Origin of the sequence: Hyphomonas sp. BRH_c22 (assembly GCF_000961795.1) — a bacterium.
Classification (GTDB): Bacteria; Pseudomonadota; Alphaproteobacteria; order Caulobacterales; family Hyphomonadaceae; genus Hyphomonas.
This window is the reverse complement of the sequence record NZ_LADU01000122.1, coordinates 1-16594: the sequence shown is the minus strand read 5'-3', so window position 1 is coordinate 16594 and position 16594 is coordinate 1. Positions and strand designations below refer to the sequence as shown.

At 57.1% G+C, this 16594-nt stretch carries 17 protein-coding genes; 9 read left to right on the top strand and 8 right to left on the bottom strand.

The annotated features are described in order from the left end of the window. Positions 1–198 precede the first annotated feature (198 nt). The 4 genes from VR74_RS17365 to VR74_RS17350 all read left to right on the top strand — a co-directional run bounded on the left by VR74_RS17365 (position 199) and on the right by VR74_RS17350 (position 5452). Positions 199–1320, top strand: coding sequence for a glycosyltransferase family 4 protein (locus tag VR74_RS17365; protein WP_299951057.1), 1122 nt, complete (start codon positions 199–201; stop codon positions 1318–1320). Between the two features lie 19 nt (positions 1321–1339). Further along, entirely contained in the window at positions 1340–3049 is a 1710-nt protein-coding gene (locus tag VR74_RS17360; RefSeq protein WP_045698917.1) for a GMC family oxidoreductase, read from the top strand. After that, entirely contained in the window at positions 3046–3783 is a 738-nt protein-coding gene (locus tag VR74_RS17355; protein WP_299951054.1) for a gluconate 2-dehydrogenase subunit 3 family protein, read from the top strand. The genes VR74_RS17360 and VR74_RS17355 overlap by 4 nt, the downstream gene beginning before the upstream one ends. 175 nt (positions 3784–3958) lie before the next feature. Beyond that, positions 3959–5452, top strand: coding sequence for a lipopolysaccharide biosynthesis protein (locus VR74_RS17350; protein ID WP_299951051.1), 1494 nt, complete (start codon positions 3959–3961; stop codon positions 5450–5452). Between the two features lie 9 nt (positions 5453–5461). On the opposite strand, the gene VR74_RS17345 is transcribed toward VR74_RS17350, so the two are convergent. Then, positions 5462–6475, bottom strand: a complete 1014-nt coding sequence (locus VR74_RS17345; protein WP_299951158.1) for a glycosyltransferase family 2 protein — start codon at positions 6473–6475, stop codon at positions 5462–5464. 130 nt (positions 6476–6605) lie between these two features. Further along, entirely contained in the window at positions 6606–7421 is an 816-nt protein-coding gene (locus tag VR74_RS17340; RefSeq protein WP_045698912.1) for an SDR family oxidoreductase, read from the bottom strand. A gap of 182 nt (positions 7422–7603) precedes the next feature. Between VR74_RS17340 and rpsD the strand changes: the two genes are divergently transcribed. Both rpsD and VR74_RS17330 read left to right on the top strand, forming a co-directional pair. Next, positions 7604–8221, top strand: a complete 618-nt coding sequence (rpsD, locus tag VR74_RS17335) for a 30S ribosomal protein S4 (protein WP_045698910.1) — start codon at positions 7604–7606, stop codon at positions 8219–8221. A gap of 76 nt (positions 8222–8297) precedes the next feature. After that, positions 8298–9125 carry a polyphosphate kinase 2 family protein gene (locus VR74_RS17330; protein ID WP_045698908.1) on the top strand — a complete coding sequence of 276 codons (828 nt, stop codon included), beginning with the start codon at positions 8298–8300 and terminating at the stop codon, positions 9123–9125. On the opposite strand, the gene VR74_RS17325 is transcribed toward VR74_RS17330, so the two are convergent. The 3 genes from VR74_RS17325 to rimO all read right to left on the bottom strand — a co-directional run bounded on the left by VR74_RS17325 (position 9122) and on the right by rimO (position 12227). Further along, positions 9122–9754 carry a DUF2807 domain-containing protein gene (locus tag VR74_RS17325; protein ID WP_045698906.1) on the bottom strand — a complete coding sequence of 211 codons (633 nt, stop codon included), beginning with the start codon at positions 9752–9754 and terminating at the stop codon, positions 9122–9124. The genes VR74_RS17330 and VR74_RS17325 overlap by 4 nt on opposite strands. Positions 9755–9773: 19 nt before the next feature. Next, positions 9774–10703 (bottom strand): DUF2807 domain-containing protein, encoded by a 930-nt coding sequence (locus VR74_RS17320; RefSeq protein WP_045698904.1) that lies wholly within the window; start codon positions 10701–10703, stop codon positions 9774–9776. A 186-nt stretch (positions 10704–10889) separates the two neighbouring features. Then, positions 10890–12227 (bottom strand): 30S ribosomal protein S12 methylthiotransferase RimO, encoded by a 1338-nt coding sequence (gene rimO / locus VR74_RS17315; protein WP_045698902.1) that lies wholly within the window; start codon positions 12225–12227, stop codon positions 10890–10892. 171 nt (positions 12228–12398) lie between these two features. Between rimO and VR74_RS17310 the strand changes: the two genes are divergently transcribed. Both VR74_RS17310 and VR74_RS17305 read left to right on the top strand, forming a co-directional pair. Further along, positions 12399–12659 (top strand): hypothetical protein, encoded by a 261-nt coding sequence (locus tag VR74_RS17310; RefSeq protein ID WP_299951049.1) that lies wholly within the window; start codon positions 12399–12401, stop codon positions 12657–12659. A gap of 70 nt (positions 12660–12729) precedes the next feature. Continuing rightward, entirely contained in the window at positions 12730–13122 is a 393-nt protein-coding gene (locus VR74_RS17305; RefSeq protein WP_045698899.1) for a hypothetical protein, read from the top strand. 2 nt (positions 13123–13124) lie between these two features. On the opposite strand, the gene grxD is transcribed toward VR74_RS17305, so the two are convergent. Both grxD and VR74_RS17295 read right to left on the bottom strand, forming a co-directional pair. Next, positions 13125–13463: a Grx4 family monothiol glutaredoxin gene (gene grxD / locus VR74_RS17300; RefSeq protein ID WP_045698897.1), complete on the bottom strand. Its 339-nt coding sequence runs from the start codon at positions 13461–13463 to the stop codon at positions 13125–13127. 88 nt (positions 13464–13551) lie between these two features. After that, positions 13552–15417 carry a M2 family metallopeptidase gene (locus VR74_RS17295; RefSeq protein ID WP_045698895.1) on the bottom strand — a complete coding sequence of 622 codons (1866 nt, stop codon included), beginning with the start codon at positions 15415–15417 and terminating at the stop codon, positions 13552–13554. Positions 15418–15562: 145 nt separating this feature from the next. Between VR74_RS17295 and VR74_RS17290 the strand changes: the two genes are divergently transcribed. Then, positions 15563–16069 carry a DUF1993 domain-containing protein gene (locus VR74_RS17290; RefSeq protein ID WP_045698893.1) on the top strand — a complete coding sequence of 169 codons (507 nt, stop codon included), beginning with the start codon at positions 15563–15565 and terminating at the stop codon, positions 16067–16069. Here VR74_RS17290 and VR74_RS17285 read toward each other — a convergent pair. After that, positions 16066–16594 (bottom strand): IS5 family transposase (locus VR74_RS17285; protein ID WP_299951046.1); only part of this gene is annotated, 529 nt, incomplete at its 5' end. The genes VR74_RS17290 and VR74_RS17285 overlap by 4 nt on opposite strands.

Sequence of the window (16594 nt, the reverse complement as noted above, 5' to 3'; positions counted from 1 at the left end):
TTATGTGGCCTCAATCTTGCTTGCTTCAGACGATCAAGCCATACGAAAGTGAACATGATATCGCCGTTTTCACTTTCGCGGAATTCTTCAGGATGCACCCCAAAGGACGACTAAATGCTTAACCATCGACTTGCAAGTAAGTCCCGGATTCGCCTCGGAATTGTCGCAAATGAATTCTTTGATCAGCGGATTAGCAGAATGGGCGGATTTGGTATGCTGAGCAAGCAGATCGCCGAAGCTGCTCTTTTGGCGACCGACAAACGACTGGATGTCGATATGTATTGGGGCGAAGCGCCCGAGCACGTTGTCGGGAACGGCAAGAAGCTGAGCGTCTACGGCCGCCCGCTTCGTTACCCGACCTGGAATTGGCGCCGAGACAAGCTGTCGATTGTGACGAAGCTCGCGACTCCAGATATCTTTCTGACGATCGATTATCGGGCGAACTACGAGTATTTCCTGTCAATGTTCACCAAGGCCCCGATGGTGATGTGGGTGCAGGACCCCAAAACGCCGGAAGACTGGGACCGGATCGCCACTTGCCGGATCCCGGGCCAGGGCGATGTGATGCCCAAGGGCCTTGAATACATAGATTGCACGCCACTGGCCGAATTGGTGAAGCAGCGCCGCCGGAAGGGACTGAAGACCATTTTTGCTGCGCCGTCGCCTTTCCTCGAGGCCAAGATCGAATCCACCTATGGATGCCGCGCCGATGAAGTCGCATCGCTATGCTATCCGATGGAGCCAGCTCCCGAGGGTCCATATGTCAAATCAGAAAAACCGACTGTCATGTTCCTGGGCCGACTGGACGCACAAAAGCGTCCGTGGATCATTCCGGAAATCGCTCGACGCATGCCGGACGTGACATTCCGGCTTTTCGGCAAATCGCACTTCACGGGGCCCGGTGCATGGGCGCCAGATAACTTGCCGCCGAACGTGGAAATGCTTGGCCATACGGAAGGTGCAGAAAAGCACGAATTGATCGCGTCGTCGTGGCTTCATCTGAATTGCGCCATCCATGAAGGCTTGCCGATTGCCTTTGTGGAAGGCCTGCAGCGCGACGTCCCTATTGTGTCCTGTGTCAATCCCGAACGTGTGGCCGAACGGTTCGGTCGCTATGTCGGCGAGTTCCGTGGCGACGGGATGCAATCTGTTGATGCCTTCGTTATCGCCCTGCGCGACCTGATCGACAATCATGATGAGCGACAGCGGCTTGCCGAAGCCGGTCGGACCTGGGCGAATGAAACCCATTCGGCCAAGGGGTTCTTGACCGCATTCAACAACCTGCTCGAGCACGCCGACTCCATGGACGTTCCCGCTTAGCATTTTAAGGTATACAGGCATGTCGGTGACTCCGGAATTCGATGTCATTGTTGTGGGCTCAGGCGCCGGCGGGGCAATGAGTGCACTGACCCTGACCCGCGCCGGTCACCGGGTGCTCATGCTTGAGGCGGGTCGTCACTATGATCCTGTTGCCGAGACCCCCATGTTCAACAGGGATATCGACGCACCTTTGGGCAACCTGCCAACAGAGGATCGCCATCCCCGCTTTTTCGACCCGATCATTGGTGGGGCTGAGATCGAGGGAGAGCCTTACGTCTGTGCCGACGGCACTCAATACGACTGGGTCAGGACGCGAATGCTGGGTGGTCGTACAAATGCGTGGTGGGGGTTTGCGCCTCGTTTCGGACCCTACGACTTCAAGAACCGGTCACGCGACGGGCTTGGTTTTGACTGGCCTGTTACATACAATGATATCGCGCCCTACTATGATCGAACAGAAGAGTTGGTCGGCATGTTCGGCTCCAGCGAAGGTTTCGAAAACGAGCCCGGGTCTCCGCCCGGCATTTTGCAGCCCCCTCCGCCTCTGCGCGCATTCGAGTATTTCGTGCAGGCTGGATTTGCAAGCCTGGGCATTCCATCCAAGGTGGCGCCAACAGCGATTTTGACGCAGCCCCTTGAGGATCGCCAGGCGTGCTTTTATTCGACCCATTGCCGACGGGGCTGCTCCATCGGGGCGAAGTTTCAGACGACAACGTCTTTTATACCGATGGCTTTGAGGACCGGAAATCTGACTTTGCGCACAGATGCTATGGTGATCCGTGTAAATACAGATGCCGATGGGCGGGCAACCGGCGTGACATATGGCAACAATAAGACGGGTGAGCGCATCGACGTTACCGCACGTGCGGTCGTTTTGGCGGCGAGCACGTTTGAGACTGCTCGAATAATGATGAATTCAAAGTCCGCAAGCCACCCGCACGGGCTTGGTAGTCGCAGCGGACAGCTTGGCCGCAATATTGCCAACACGGTCAATTTCCTTGTTGACGCACAATTTCCGCTTTTGGAGGACCGTCCGCGTTACAATGAAGATGGTGTATCTGTCCCCCATATGTACATACCCTGGTGGGGTTATGAGGATCAGAAACAAGGCAAGCTTGAGTTCACTCGCGGCTACCATTTTCAGGTTTATGGCGGAATGTCGGAAGTTCCCGGAGTCACTACAGGTCCTCAAATTGTGAATCCCGAGCTTGGTTACGGTGCCCAGTTGAAAGCCGCGGCCCGCCGCAGATACGGATCGATAATCAGGTTCGAAATGTTTGGCGAAATGATCCCCAATGCAGAAGCCTACATGGATATCGACCATTCTGTTCTAGACAAATGGGGAAGTCCTGTCGTGCGATTCCACTGGGGAATAACCGATTCTGAACGCGCCATGGTGCGGCATGGAATGGAAACTGCTCACAAGGTCATTGATCGAATGGGTGGAGTTATTTTGCCTCAAGATGAAGCCATAGGCGACAAGACGACCGGTGCTGGCGGGCTGCACGAGACCGGGTCAGCCCGCATGGGTGACTCGCCTGATAACTCGGTGGTGAATAACGTTTCCCAATGCTGGGATGTAGACAACCTTGTTCTCGCCGACGCGAGCGTGTTCGCATCCCATCCGCACAAGAATCCTACTTTGACTATCATGGCTCTTTCGTTGCGGGCATCGGAAGCTCTGGCGCAGCGGGTAGCTGTTCAAAAATCCCAGGGCGGCGTCCGATGACCTTCGTTCCAAGACAGATCAGTCGACGCACAGCAATGACCTGGGCTGCAGCCGCCGTCCCCGCAGTGGTGGGCGCGGGCCTGTTGACGATAAGATTATCTGTATCGAAATGGCCCCATGATGAATGGCCGGTGCCGCCTGGGCCGGGATATGGTAATGACGCGGACTTGTTTGCGCCCGCTCCATGGCCAGATTTGATGTCACAGGCCAATCGGGCCACATTGGCTGCGCTGTGTGATCAGATCATTCCAAATGATGGTGTCTCGGTTGCGGCCAGCGAAGCCGGTGTGGTCGACTTTATTGATGAACTGGTGAGTTCTCCCTATGAGAGCATGCAGTATTTTCGTACAATGGTTTTGAATGGTATCGCGTGGTTTGACGCCGAAGCGGCAAGCAGGTTTGGGAAAGTTTACCATCTCGCTTCGTCTGGTCAGCAGGCCGATTTGTTCCATGACTGCTTTGGCAAGCACGCCCGAAAAGGAGCAGGGTTGCTCCGCAAGTTGGAAACGCGCATTGATGCAGAGCCGATCCGCCTAGCTGGCTGGTTTCTGGATCTATTATACTACCTGACAGTCATGGGATTCTACATGTCAGATGCGGGCACTGCCGACCTCGGATACGTCGGAAACCGGCCTCAGAGCGGAAAGTATTCCGGACCGACTGAGGATGCGCTTGATCATATTAGCGGTGTCATAAGTCAACTCGGGCTTCCTATGCCGGACTTTTCTCGATAGCGGCTTTGACCTGTCATTTTTGAGAGGACAATCGCCAGTGAGGCTATAATATGAGCGAGCGCAGCATAGGCTGATAAATGGCCGCGTATTCTTCTCGTGAGCCATCAATGTCCACCGCTTTGTGGATTTTTGCAAGAATTCAGCAATCACAAGTTAAAGGCAGGCCGTTCCAGATATGGCATCAAGTTTACTGAAACGAGCAGGCCGGGCAGCCGCCCTCAATACGATGGGGAACTGGTTCGGCTTGGTCGGGGGGCTCGTCTCTATCGTCGTGATCGCGCGCATGCTCACGCCGGCCGATTTTGGCATCTTCGGCATGGCGCTGGTGACGTTTGCGATTCCCGAGATTCTCAGTACTGGAAGCCTCAACCAGTGCCTGATCCAGCGCAGGGATCTGCGGCCCGGGCATATCAATTCGGTTTTCATCCAGTCGCTCCTGCTAGCATCGATATTTTTCGTCGGAGTACTGGTCGCGGCTCCGTTCGTAGCGGCGCGTTTTTCCAGTCCAGAACTCGTTCCGATCCTCCGGGTCTTTTCAGTCGTCCTGTTCATTGGGGCGCTTTCGTCCGTTCCGTCGGCGCTGCTCCAGCGTGATCTGAAGTACCGCCAGATCACGATTGTCGACATTTCCGGCACGGTCGTGGCAGCTGTTGTCGGGATTGCGCTGGCGCTCTATTTACAAAATAGCTGGGCCTTGGTCGGGATGGAGATTGCGCGGCGCACAGTCCGACTGTTCGCCTTCCTCTGGTTTGCCAGATGGAGGCCGTCACTGCGAAGCAGTTGGGCAGAGACCGCAGAGCTGACACGGTTCAACGCAGCGAATGTCACTTCGAGATTGGTGCAGACGGTTTCAGCGTCTATTCCACGCATTCTGGTCGGAGGCATATTGGGGGCGCCAGCGCTCGGCCTGTTCAATATGTCGATGCGATTGAGAGAGCAGGCCGTTTCGATGCTTGTGTCACCGATGGCAGCGGTAACGCTTCCGGTCGCAGCCCAGGCACAGGATGATATGGCGCTGATGCAGAAGGCGTTCGAGGGGGCGATCCGTCTGACAGCCTTGATCGCTTACCCAGCCTTCATCGGGGCGGCTGTCATCGCACCAGTGGCAGTTCCGCTCATGTTCGGGCTTCAATGGAGTGCCGGGGTGCCGATTATACAGGTCGCACTTTTGATGGGGCTTCGCGCGCCGACGACGTCATTCAACTCAGGCATCCTTATCGGCATGGGACGGCCGGTCGTCATCATGCGCATATCGATCGTCACACTCATAGCGACCACGGGTCTGGTCGTGATGGCGATCAATTTCGGGCTCATGGCGGTCATGCTTGCATTGTTTCTTGCGCAGTTCCTGACATGGGTAATGGGCGCAATGGCGGTCAAATCAGCTATTGGATTTTCGATCAGGCGCCAGGCAGCCGCCGGGTCCACCGCCTTGTTGGCCTCAATCATCATGGGCACATTGGTCTGGTTAACACCATTCGTGATCCCGGGGGCCTGGAGCGAGGTTGTTAAGCTATTTGCACTTCTTCTGGTCGGCGTAACGTCATACCTCGCGAGCCTTGCGCTGCTCTCTCCTGAGGTGACAAGACGGTTTGGCTGCGCGGCGGTCCTGCTGTCCAGGGGCAGGTCACAGGATGCGATGCGGATGGCGTTGGGCGTGGCGTCCTGATTGATTATATCAGCTGTGTGATCGGTCCGCCGGAGGGGCGTGACAAAGCAGGGTTTCGACCAGCTGGACCTGCGGCGCATTTATAAGGATTTCGTCTATCGGTGTTTTACCCATCACGCGCCTCACGCAGCGGATAGCGGTCGTCCAGGACACTATTGGTGGTGTCGCGAGTGACCTGGCCATGCCAAGCGGGTTCCGCGTGCGAACCGCTTCTATCATGCTAACCCACGCCCAGTCCTTCAGCACGAATGACTTGTGCTCTCGGACAGCAGCCCGCGCCGGTTTGGACAGGTTTGCATCCTGAAGGATCATCCGATCAGTATTCACGAGGTGACGGATCTGGCTCGCGCCATAGCTTCTTGAAAGAGAGTTGGGGTAGTCGACCGAATAATATCCGCAGGGGTCGATAATGGCGAATTGTGCGCCGGCGTGCAGGGCGCGGGCATAGAGGTCATAATCCTCGCCGAGGCGCATCTGCTCATTGTAACGCATTGCTTTTTCAATAAGAAATTTCACGCGAATGAGCGGCTTGATAAATCCCAGTTCGCGCCGCATGCCAGTTCGTGTAGCAACATTCTCGCGCGCAAAGCGCGCAAGATCCAGTTCAAGCATTCCGATCGGATTGTCAGACCACAGCCGGGTCCCGGTTTCAGGCGCGAGGCCGGGAGATACCCGGATAAGATCGTCAGCGATGAAATCCAGGTTAAAGCGCTTGGCCGCATCAAGCAGGCGACAAATACGGTCTGGGTGCATGTAGTCGTCGGCATCTAGGATCGCGATCCACGACGTTTTTGCTGCGGCGATGGCCCGATTTCTGGCGGCGGACGGACCTTGATTTCCTGGTTGGACGATCAGGGTCAGCCGATGATTGGCGTTGGCCAGTTCCTGGGCTATTGAGACGGTATCGTCGCTGGATCCGTCATCGACGACAATCACATCGACAGGAATTGTCTGGTCAAGCGCACTGGCTACAGCGGCCGCGATCGTCGCAGAATTATTATAGCAGGGAATTATGACAGTCACTTCGGTCAATTCGGTCGCCTGATATCTTTGTCTCTTGCTCATGGATGCATAATTGACGCTGCAAGATCCGCGCCGTGCAATCGGCGAAATCTATCGCATCGTCTCGGATCCCGGATGTATCGGATTTGCGTCAGTGCGATGTCATGGCTCCATCTATGACGAGTTCCTGCCCACTGATATAGCTTGATGCGTCGCTCGCGAGGAAGACAACAAGATCTGCGACTTCCTCCGGGCGTCCGGCCCGTCCCATGGGCGCAGCCTGTGCGATGACGTCTGCATTGAGCGAATTTCCGCCCGATGACCCTGAGAGTCCCGCAATTTGGTCGGCGGACATGGTTTCAGTCATGCGCGCGATGGATTTTTGCCAGATTGGCGTATCAATAATGCCGGGATGGACCGAGTTGACGCGGATCGGAAGGCCAAGCTGGCCACACTCGACTGCTGCGGCCTTGGAAAAAAGCCGGACACCGCCCTTGCTGGCGCAATAGGCACTGACGCCGGATGCACCGCGCAGTCCGGCGATCGATGATAGATTGATGATCGAACCGCCTGTGACCTTCATGGCTCTCATCGCCGCGCGTGTGCCGAGGAAGGCGCTGTCCATGTTGATCGCCATCTGCTTTTGCCAGTCTGCGAGACTGAACTCCATGATCGCGCCGCCGATCGCAACGCCGGCATTGTTCACCATGACGGACGGCACACCCAACTCAGATTCACATAATACCATCACCTCGTCCCAGCGGGCCTCATCGGTAACGTCATGATGTGCCGAGATCGCCCTTCCACCGTCTTTTTCAATGATTGCAACAGTTTCCGCGGTGCCAGCATCGTCAATATCGGTCACCAATACAGCAACCCCTTCGCGTGCCAGGCCCACGCAGCAGGCCCGGCCGATGCCGCTGGCGCCACCGGTGACGATGGCCATCCGTCCCTTCAGGTTTTTCATTGTCTTCCTCCCGCATTTTTCTGAATGTTTGTGCTCCAGCAGTAGCAGGCGTATGGCTTGACGCGCCAGTCAATTTGGTGTTTTACCCGCCGCTTATCTACGGGCTGGTGCGGAGCCGCCGTTGAAATCGTGGGTGCGAATTAGCGCCGCCCGCCGGCCCGCGTCAAAAATGAGGTACTACCATGTCACGTCGCCATAGCGCGAAGTACAAGATCGACCGTCGCGTCGGTGAAAATATCTGGGGCCGCCCAAAGTCTCCCGTCAACAAGCGCAACTACAAGCCTGGACAGCACGGCCAGAACCGCCGCAGCAAGGTCTCGGACTTTGGTATGCAGCTCATGGCGAAGCAAAAGCTCAAGGGCTATTATGGCGACATAACAGAGAAGCAGTTCTCGCGCGTGTACGTTGAAGCCAGCCGGATGAAGGGCAACGCCGCGGAAAACCTGATCGGCCTGCTTGAATCGCGCCTTGAGGCGTTCGTTTATCGCGCCAAGTTTGTTCCGACGATCTTTGCGGCCCGCCAATTCGTCAACCACGGTCACGTCACGGTCAATGGTCGCCGTTGCAACATCGGCTCGGCTCGGCTCAAGCCGGGCGATGTGGTTCAGGTGCGTGAAAAGTCGCGCAACATTGCGCTCGTGCTTGAGGCACTTGGCAGCCCTGAGCGTGACCTGCCTGAATATATCGAAGTCGATCCGAAGGCGATGTCCGCAACCTACATTCGTGTTCCCGGCCTGGCCGAGGTGCCCTATCCGGTCCAGATGGAACCGGCACAAGTGGTCGAATTCTATTCGTCGTAAGACACCTGTTTTTCTTGAAGTTTTGGGGAGGCCGCGCCAGACTGGTGCGGCCTTTCGCATTCCGGAGACCTAATTAATGCCCATACCCAGCATCACCGCGACCCGGAAGGCCCTCATGGCTTCACCCGGCAAGGCTTTCGACCTTTCGGCGCGCGACCCTGGCGACCGGTCCCTGTTTGACGACAAGGAGATGGCGGAAACCAGCCTCAAAAAGGACGCTGCGGTCATCAATGAACTGAAGGACCGGATGTACGCCGAAGGCAAGCGATCGCTCCTGGTTATCCTTCAGGGCATGGATACGGCCGGCAAGTCAGGCACGATCAAAGGCGTTTTCTCGGATACGACGCCGCTGGGCATGGAAGTGAAGGCGTTCAAGGCACCAAGTTCGAATGAACTGGCCCGCGATTATCTCTGGCGCGTGCACAACGCAGTGCCGGCAAAAGGGCATATCGGCATCTTCGATCGGTCACACTATGAAGACGTCCTGGTCGTGAAAGTTCGAGAATTTGTACCGGCTGAAGCGATTGAGCAGCGCTATGGCCAAATCAACGCTTTCGAGAAGCACCTCACCGAGAACGGCGTGACAATCGTGAAATGCATGCTCAACGTGGGATATGAGGAGCAGGGCGTCCGCCTGGCCGAGCGCCTGGAAGAGCCCCACAAACGGTGGAAGTTCAATCCTGCCGATCTGGACGACCGCAAACGGTGGCCTGATTTCATGTCAGCCTATGAAACAGCGGTGAACCGTTGTTCCACCCGGCATGCGCCTTGGTATGTGATTCCGTCTGATAGCCGCACAAGGCGAAATGCCATGATCGCGAGACTCGTGCGCGGTGCGCTCGAGGACATGAATCTTGAATGGCCCGGCTCTAAATACAAGCCGGGCGACTTCGATATCGGTTAGTGGAAGTTCGTCGAGCCGCCTGATACCGAACGATTATTTTCGCGGGATTCCGGATCGCCGTAGATGTCGACGCTGCCGCCGCTCGACGTGTGGCTCTTTGCTTGTTCAGAGGCGTAGGCCCTGACGGTGCCACCACTCGAAGCGTTCGCGGCGACCTTCTGGCAGGCGACACTTTTTGCTGATGCAACGCCACCTGAGTTCGCCACGATCTTGAGCGATCCACATTTGCCATCGGCCTTGATGCTGGCTCCGCTCGACGCGTCGAGCACCAGGATTTCCGAATCAATTCCTGAGGCACGGATACTTGATCCGGAGCTGGCTTCGATTTCGTTCAGGTGCGGGGAGGAGACGCGCACTTTGGCCCGGACCCTGTCGCGCCATCCGGAGGTCGCCTTTCGAGAAATATACAGACGGGAGCCGTCCTGGCGAAGTTTCATGTCTTCAGGGCCGCCTTGCTCGAAGTCGATGACGACAGAGTAACCGGGCCCCGTTTCAAAGGTGACATCGACACCGGCCGAGATGTCGAGTGCGTCGAAACCTGTAAAGTCATATGTTTCGGACGTATCGGCGAGAGCGGTGCCGGGTATGAGAAGGGTGAGACAGATGGCGGCCAGGAGTGTCTTGCGCATGGGATAGGTCCTTCAGAAATTAGCCGTTGATCTCGATATTGCCGCCGCTGGACTCGCTGACGTCACGCGATGGCGGATTGCCCGAAATTACAATGTCGCCGCCGCTGGAAGCGCTCGCTTCGACACTGCCTTTCAGGAAAGCCGATATGTCGGCGCCGCTGCTCGCCTGGACCTTGCCCGTTTTGCAAGGCAAATCGTGGGCCTCGACGTCGGCACTGGCTGATGCGGTAATGTCGAGCGTCTCACAGCTTCCCGTTAATTCAACATCTGCGCTCGATGATGCGTGAACCGACACCTTGCTGGAGTCAAAGGTTGTGACAGCCACATCAGCACTCGACGAGGCATCAATAACAAGCGTCCCATTACGGACAAGGGCGAGTGCGTCAGCGCTGGAGGAGGCGTCCAGTTTCAGGCTTTCCGCTTCGAATTTTGATGCATCGAGATTGCCGCTTGATGATGCGCGCAATGAAACCTGTACTGCCTGACCCTCAAGCATCAGGTCCGAGCTGGATGATACCGCGCCCGTAAATACCTGGCTGTTGATGCCGGATGCCTTGATGGATGAGGAATTGGAAACAGACGCTTCGGTCAGCAGTGGTGCGATGACGCGTATGGTGTAGGTCGGCACGCGCTTCCCGTTCACCTTGACCACTTTCTGGCCATCCTTGTGTCGGACGGAAACGTTGCGAGCCCACCCGGCTTTGTCGCGTAGACTATTTCGTCCGATTTCCAGCGTTGAGCCGTCCTGATCAATATAGATGTCGGTAAAATCCCCTTCATCCTGATCGACTGCGATCGAGGCCGTTTGGCCGGTTTCAAAAATGACGTCGACAACGCCACTGACATCGATGCCGGTGAAATTGCCGGCCGGGTATGTTTTTGTCTCGGCATTTGCCAGCGGTGCCAGCAACGCAGCCAGGGCGAGCAGAGGAAGTGTGGTGCGGGTCATCTAATGTCTCCCAAGTGATTTTGGGCGACTATGATATATCGAAATACGATATGTCAACATATTGTTTTTCAATAAGTGAATTATTCCGTGTATTCAGGGACCTTCGCCACAAAGAAGAGTGACTCGACAGGACTGGTCCTATGAGGAATTGGGAATTCCGCCGTGCGGGACATCAAGAGGGGTCCGCTAGGCAGTTTCTGCATAAAGATCGTATGCATCGGCATCAGTAATACGCGCGCGTACGATGTCGCCGGGCTTCAGGTGTGAAGCGTTCGCGAGGTAGACCACTGCGTCCACTTCCGGCGCATCGGCCTTGGTGCGCGCCAGCATCTCGCCAGGCTCGTCCCCGGGGCCATCAATGATCACATCCTGCGTCGTTCCAACCTGGGCAGCGGCGCGCGCAGCGCTCACATCGGCCTGAGCCTGCATGAAACGGTGCCAGCGGTCTTCCTTAATTTCTTCGTCAATATGGCCGGGCAGGTTGCGACTGTCTGCGTGGACCACATTCTCGTATTTGAAGCATCCGGCCCGATCGATCTTCGCTTCCCGAACAAAATCGAGCAGGATCTGGAAGTCTTCTTCGGTCTCGCCCGGGAAGCCGACGATGAAAGTGGACCGAATGGCAAGGTCAGGCACATCGCGGCGCCATTGCTGGATGCGCTCGAGAACACGGTCCTGCTTGGCCGGGCGCTTCATGGCCTTCAGGACGTTCGCCGAGGCGTGCTGAAAGGGGATATCGAGGTAGGGAGTGATCAGGCCCTCGGCCATGAGGGGTATGACCTGGTCGACATGGGGATAGGGGTACACGTAGTGCATGCGCGTCCACACGCCGAGACTGCCGAGTCCTCTGGCGAGATCGAGGAAGCGCGTTTGGTATTCGCTACCGCGCCAGGTTTCCGGCTTGTAGCGAACATCCAGGCCATAGGCCGAGGTATCCTGGCTGATGACGAGCAACTCCTTGACGCCTGCGCGGACGAGCTGTTCGGCTTCTGTCAGGACATGGTGGATCGGGCGGGATGCGAGGTCGCCGCGGAGCTTGGGGATAATGCAGAAGCTACAGCGGTTGTTACATCCCTCCGAAATCTTGAGGTAGGCGTAGTGGCGGGGTGTGAGGCGCAGGCCGGCCTCCGGCACAAGGTCGAGATGGGGGTTGTGGGGTGGGGTGAGGTGGGTGTGGACCGCAGCCATGACGTCTTCGTACTGGTGGGGTCCGGTAATCGCGAGCACCTTGGGGTGCGCTCTCTCGATCACTTCGGGTTCGGCGCCGAGGCATCCCGTAACAATGACCTTGCCGTTCGCCTCGATGGCTTCGCCAATGGCTTCGAGGCTTTCATCCCGCGCACTGTCCAGAAAGCCGCAGGTATTGACCAGCACAAGGTCTGCGCCGGCATAATCCGGAGCGATCTGGTAGCCTTCTGCGCGCAGGCGCGTGATGATACGCTCAGAATCGACAAGTGCCTTCGGGCATCCGAGAGATACGATGCCGACTTTCGGCGCATTGGTGCTGAATGGGGTCAATGTCATGGCGCGCGCTTTACCACATCATGCGGCGTTTGCGAGATGAATGTCTCAGCTCGCTGGCGGCTAGATGGACAATGCCCCGTTAATTATCAGTCCAAATTTGCCTGGTTTCATTTTCGTGAACGCAAACACGTTCATCGTAATATTCTGACTGGCTGCGAGGTGGAGGAGTCGTTGACAGTGTTGGGCGCAGGCATTCTGTATTGGCTCGCATCGAGTGCGGGCCTGTTCCTGATCGGCTATGTGCTTGTTCGCTGGCGGAAATCTGCACGGGCCTGCTACCCCATGCCGTTCCGGCGTCGCAAAGGCTATTTATCGGGCCTGCTTTTCGCCTTTTCGCTCATGTTCGTGCCTCTCAGCCTGCGCCCGGACAATTGCGCTAGCTGCGCTCTCGGGGCAGCCCCTGCAATAGTTGCGAACCTGGTGAGCGAATAGGTCTCAAGACCGGTACAGATGCACCTTAAAATTTGCTATAATCCCTGACTGTGCCGCCAGGGGGACTTACATGGACCAAAAGCCGGATTTCAAAAGGTTGCGCCTATTGCAGGTCGGCGCTCTGGTCGCCGGAGCGGCTGTTTTCTTCTTGGCACTATGGGGGATGGGGCAATTCGCCCGACCGGAACTGGCGCCTATCATCATGAGTTTTGCATTCGGTGGGATCACGTTCAGCGGTCTGTTCTATTTTAGCGCATTGCTGACCGAGGGGTCCTTGCAGAAATATATCATTTCTGACGACACGGTGATCAAAGGCGAGCGCGTCGAAATGGTGACCACGACGGCGTTATCCGGTGATCCGGAGATCGACAAATGGATCGGAATCTATGCGTTCACACGCAACCTGTTCGGCATGTCGATCATACCGCTACTGATACTTGGGGGCCTGTACTTGTTCGCCTGAACTCAAGCCGCTTCGACTTCGACGCCTTTTTCCTGGAAGAAGTCACGCAGTTCGCCGCTCTCGAACATTTCCTTGACGATGTCGCAGCCCCCGACGAATTCGCCCTTCACATAGAGCTGTGGAATCGTCGGCCATTGCGAATAGGCCTTGATACCTTCACGGACGGCAGCGTCTTCGAGGACGTTGGTCGAGACGTATTCAACGCCGAGGTAATCGAGGACCTGGACGACAACCGATGAGAAACCGCACTGCGGGAACGTGGGGGTGCCCTTCATGAACAAGACGACGTCGTTCGAATTGACGGCTTTTTCAATGGCATCGCGTGTGGCTTGGTCGGTCATGGCAGGTTCCTGAAACACAAGTGAAGGGCTGATGTGTGGTGCGCGGCCGCCCTAGTCAAGCGGGCCGCCGCGCACAAAGGTAACGAGCCTACTCGGAGGCTACTTCGTCCCAGCCGCATGACTGACCGGCATTTTGCTCCTTGAGATAGACCATAAGCGGGTCGAAATACTCAACGATCGCGCTGCCATCCATCTCACGGGTGCCGGTAAAGGATTCAAGGGCATCCGGCCATGGCTTGGATGCTCCTATTTCCATCATCGCGTTGAAACGCTCGCCGACTTCCTTGTTGTCATAGATCGAGCACCGGTGAAGCGGACCTTCCCAGCCAGCCTGTTCGCAGGCCGCTTTATGGAACTGGAACTGCATTACATAGGACAGGAAGTAGCGCAGGTAGGGCGTGTTGCCGGGAATGTGGTACTTCGCGCCCGGGTCGAATGCGTCAGCCGGGCGCTTGCCGGGCGGTACGATGCCCTGCAATTCCAAGCGCTTGGCCCACCAGGCATCATTGTAGTCTGCCGGTGCAGTCTCACCGGACAGAACGTCCCAGCGCCAGCCATCGACGGTGAGTGCGAAGGGCAGGAAAGCGACCTTCTTGAGCGCCGTATTCAACAGGAGAGCGGTGTCAGCCTCGGCTGGCGGCATCTCGCTCTCGTCGATCAGGCCGATCTGCTTGAGGTATTCCGGCGTGATGGAGAGGCCGATAAAATCGCCGATGGCTTCGTGGAAACCATCATGGGCGCCGTCCTTGTAGAGCAGGTCCTGGTCCTTGTAGGCGCGCTGATAGAAATTGTGACCCAGCTCGTGGTGGACCGTGTCGAAGTCTTCTTCGTTGACCTCGGTACACATCTTGATGCGCACATCTTCCTTGTTGTCCAGATCCCATGCGGACGCGTGGCAGATGACTTCGCGGTCAGCCGGGCGTGTGATCATCGAGCGTTCCCAGAATGTCTGGGGCAGCGGCGCCAGACCGAGCGACGTGAAGAAGGCTTCACCGGTCTTGACCATCTTGATCGGGTCATACCCTTTTTCGACAAGACGCGCGGTAAGGTTGTAACTGGGGCCGGGCGTATCGGTCTTGACGACGTCGTAGATGCCCGACCAGTCCTGGGCCCACATATTGCCCAGCAGGTCGGCACGAATGGGGCCAGTCTTCGGCTGGACGTCGTCGCCATACTGCGCGTTCAGCTTGGTGCGTGCGTAGCAGTGGAGTTCGCTGTAAAGCGGTTTAACCTGTCCCCAGAGGCGGTCGACTTCCGCTTCCATCTCTTCGGGTGCCATGTCGTAGTTTGACAGCCACATCTGGTCGAGGCTGGCATAGCCAAGCTCACGTGCGCCATCATTGGCGATTTCGACCATGCGGGCATAGTCATCCTTCATAGCTGGTGAGACGGTGCGCCAGCCCTCCCAGACCACTTTCAGCTCTTCGGGGTCGCGCGAGGTTTCAATGATGGTCGACAATTCGTCCAGCGTGAGGTCCTTGCCCTTGTAGTTGAAGGTACCCGTGCCGTAGGCGGCATCCAGGCCGGTCGTGATGTTGGAGAGCTCTTCCGCAGCGCCTTCGGTCGATGGGGCAGGAATGGTGATGCCCGCGCGCAGGCGGGTGAACTTGCGGGCAAGGTCAGGCGGCAAGTCATCAATATTGAATTTCTTGGATTCGTTGGCGAGCGAAACGGCCAGCTTGGTTGCGCGCGCGCCGACTTCTGCTGCTGCCGTGTTTGTTTCGTCTGTGATATTGGTCGCCTGGTTCCAGAATACCAGGCTGGCTTCATCCGACATGTCCGACAGTTGCGTTTCGGCGCGGGACATGAACGCCTTGGCTTCTGTGACTGTCGTATCCTCGGTGACGGTTTCAGTGGCGACCGGCGTTGTTTCTGCGAGGGTTTCTTTGGGGGCCGTACAGCTGGCGACGGCAATAGTTAGCGCGATTGCGCTGGTTGCGAGTGAAAAACGCATAGTAAATTGGGACTCCCTTGGTGAGATTTGCCCCGAAGTGACAGGATTGACGCAATGACGTCAATCACGACAGCAGACAAAATAATGATTGGTTCTTTCAGTGTTCAGGCAGTAATGTCCGCGCAGCAAATGGAGCTGCAAACCAATGACCGATACTCTGTCCTACGTTCTCAAGACGTCCATCAATCAGATACTTGGTGCGACCCGAAGCACACTCAGGAAGGGCGAAGAACACGCCCGCACCCTGGGTGTTGAAGATTCAGTCATGCTGGCGGCGCGTCTTTACCCGGACATGCTGCCGCTCAGCCGTCAGGTGCAGATCGCCTGTGACAATGCCGCGCGCGGAGCAGCCCGTCTTGCCGGTCTCGACATGCCGAGCTTTCCCGACACCGAAACGACTTTTCAGGAACTGATGTCCCGGTGTGAGGCGGCCTTGGCATTCGTCAATGCGACCGACGATGCCAGCATCAACGCGAATGAACTCGAGACCCTGCAGATTCCGCTCGGTCCGCAGACCGTGCCTATGCAGGGGCGTCAGTACCTCACCTCGTTCGTGCTGGCGAACGTGCTGTTTCATGCCACGATGACCTACGGCCTGCTGCGCCATCAGGGCGTCGTCCTGGGCAAGCGGGATTTCCTGGTCCCTGACTAGGTTGTGGACTCATAAGCGCGTGTCCAGAGTCTGACAGAAGCGATAGCGACGGCGGCGAGGTAGTTTCTGGCGAGTTTGTCGAATCGGGTTGCGATGCGCCTGAAATGCTTGAGTTTGTTGAAGTATCGCTCGACCAGATTGCGCTGGCTGTAGATGGCTCTGTTGACGGAGCGCTGGGCCTTGCGGTTGCGCTGGGTGGGGATATGCGCCTCGGCCCCGCGTGATCGTATCTGCTCGACCAGCGAGAGCGCATCATACCCGCGATCAGCCACGACATGGGCGGCCGTCTTCAGGCTGTCGACAAGGGCAGGCGCGGCGGCCTTGTCGGAGGCTTGACCGGCCGTCAGGGACAGGCGGATCGGCAGGCCCGCCTCATCAACCACGGCATGGATCTTGGTGCTCAGTCCCCCACGAGAGAGACCGATGGCGTTATCCGGGCCCCCTTTTTTCCGCCTGCGGCGTGCTGGTGGGCCCGGATGATCGAACTGTCGATGAAGGCCATAGATTCGGGAGATCGCTCCGCCA

Coding starts and splice junctions, on each gene's coding strand:
- VR74_RS17365 (WP_299951057.1), top strand. CDS start 199: ATGGGCGGATTTGGTATGCTGAGCAAGCAGATCGCCGAAGCTGCTCTT.
- VR74_RS17360 (WP_045698917.1), top strand. CDS start 1,340: ATGTCGGTGACTCCGGAATTCGATGTCATTGTTGTGGGCTCAGGCGCC.
- VR74_RS17355 (WP_299951054.1), top strand. CDS start 3,046: ATGACCTTCGTTCCAAGACAGATCAGTCGACGCACAGCAATGACCTGG.
- VR74_RS17350 (WP_299951051.1), top strand. CDS start 3,959: ATGGCATCAAGTTTACTGAAACGAGCAGGCCGGGCAGCCGCCCTCAAT.
- VR74_RS17340 (WP_045698912.1), bottom strand. CDS start 7,421: ATGAAAAACCTGAAGGGACGGATGGCCATCGTCACCGGTGGCGCCAGC.
- rpsD (WP_045698910.1), top strand. CDS start 7,604: ATGTCACGTCGCCATAGCGCGAAGTACAAGATCGACCGTCGCGTCGGT.
- VR74_RS17330 (WP_045698908.1), top strand. CDS start 8,298: ATGCCCATACCCAGCATCACCGCGACCCGGAAGGCCCTCATGGCTTCA.
- VR74_RS17325 (WP_045698906.1), bottom strand. CDS start 9,754: ATGCGCAAGACACTCCTGGCCGCCATCTGTCTCACCCTTCTCATACCC.
- VR74_RS17320 (WP_045698904.1), bottom strand. CDS start 10,703: ATGACCCGCACCACACTTCCTCTGCTCGCCCTGGCTGCGTTGCTGGCA.
- rimO (WP_045698902.1), bottom strand. CDS start 12,227: ATGACATTGACCCCATTCAGCACCAATGCGCCGAAAGTCGGCATCGTA.
- VR74_RS17305 (WP_045698899.1), top strand. CDS start 12,730: ATGGACCAAAAGCCGGATTTCAAAAGGTTGCGCCTATTGCAGGTCGGC.
- grxD (WP_045698897.1), bottom strand. CDS start 13,463: ATGACCGACCAAGCCACACGCGATGCCATTGAAAAAGCCGTCAATTCG.
- VR74_RS17295 (WP_045698895.1), bottom strand. CDS start 15,417: ATGCGTTTTTCACTCGCAACCAGCGCAATCGCGCTAACTATTGCCGTC.
- VR74_RS17290 (WP_045698893.1), top strand. CDS start 15,563: ATGACCGATACTCTGTCCTACGTTCTCAAGACGTCCATCAATCAGATA.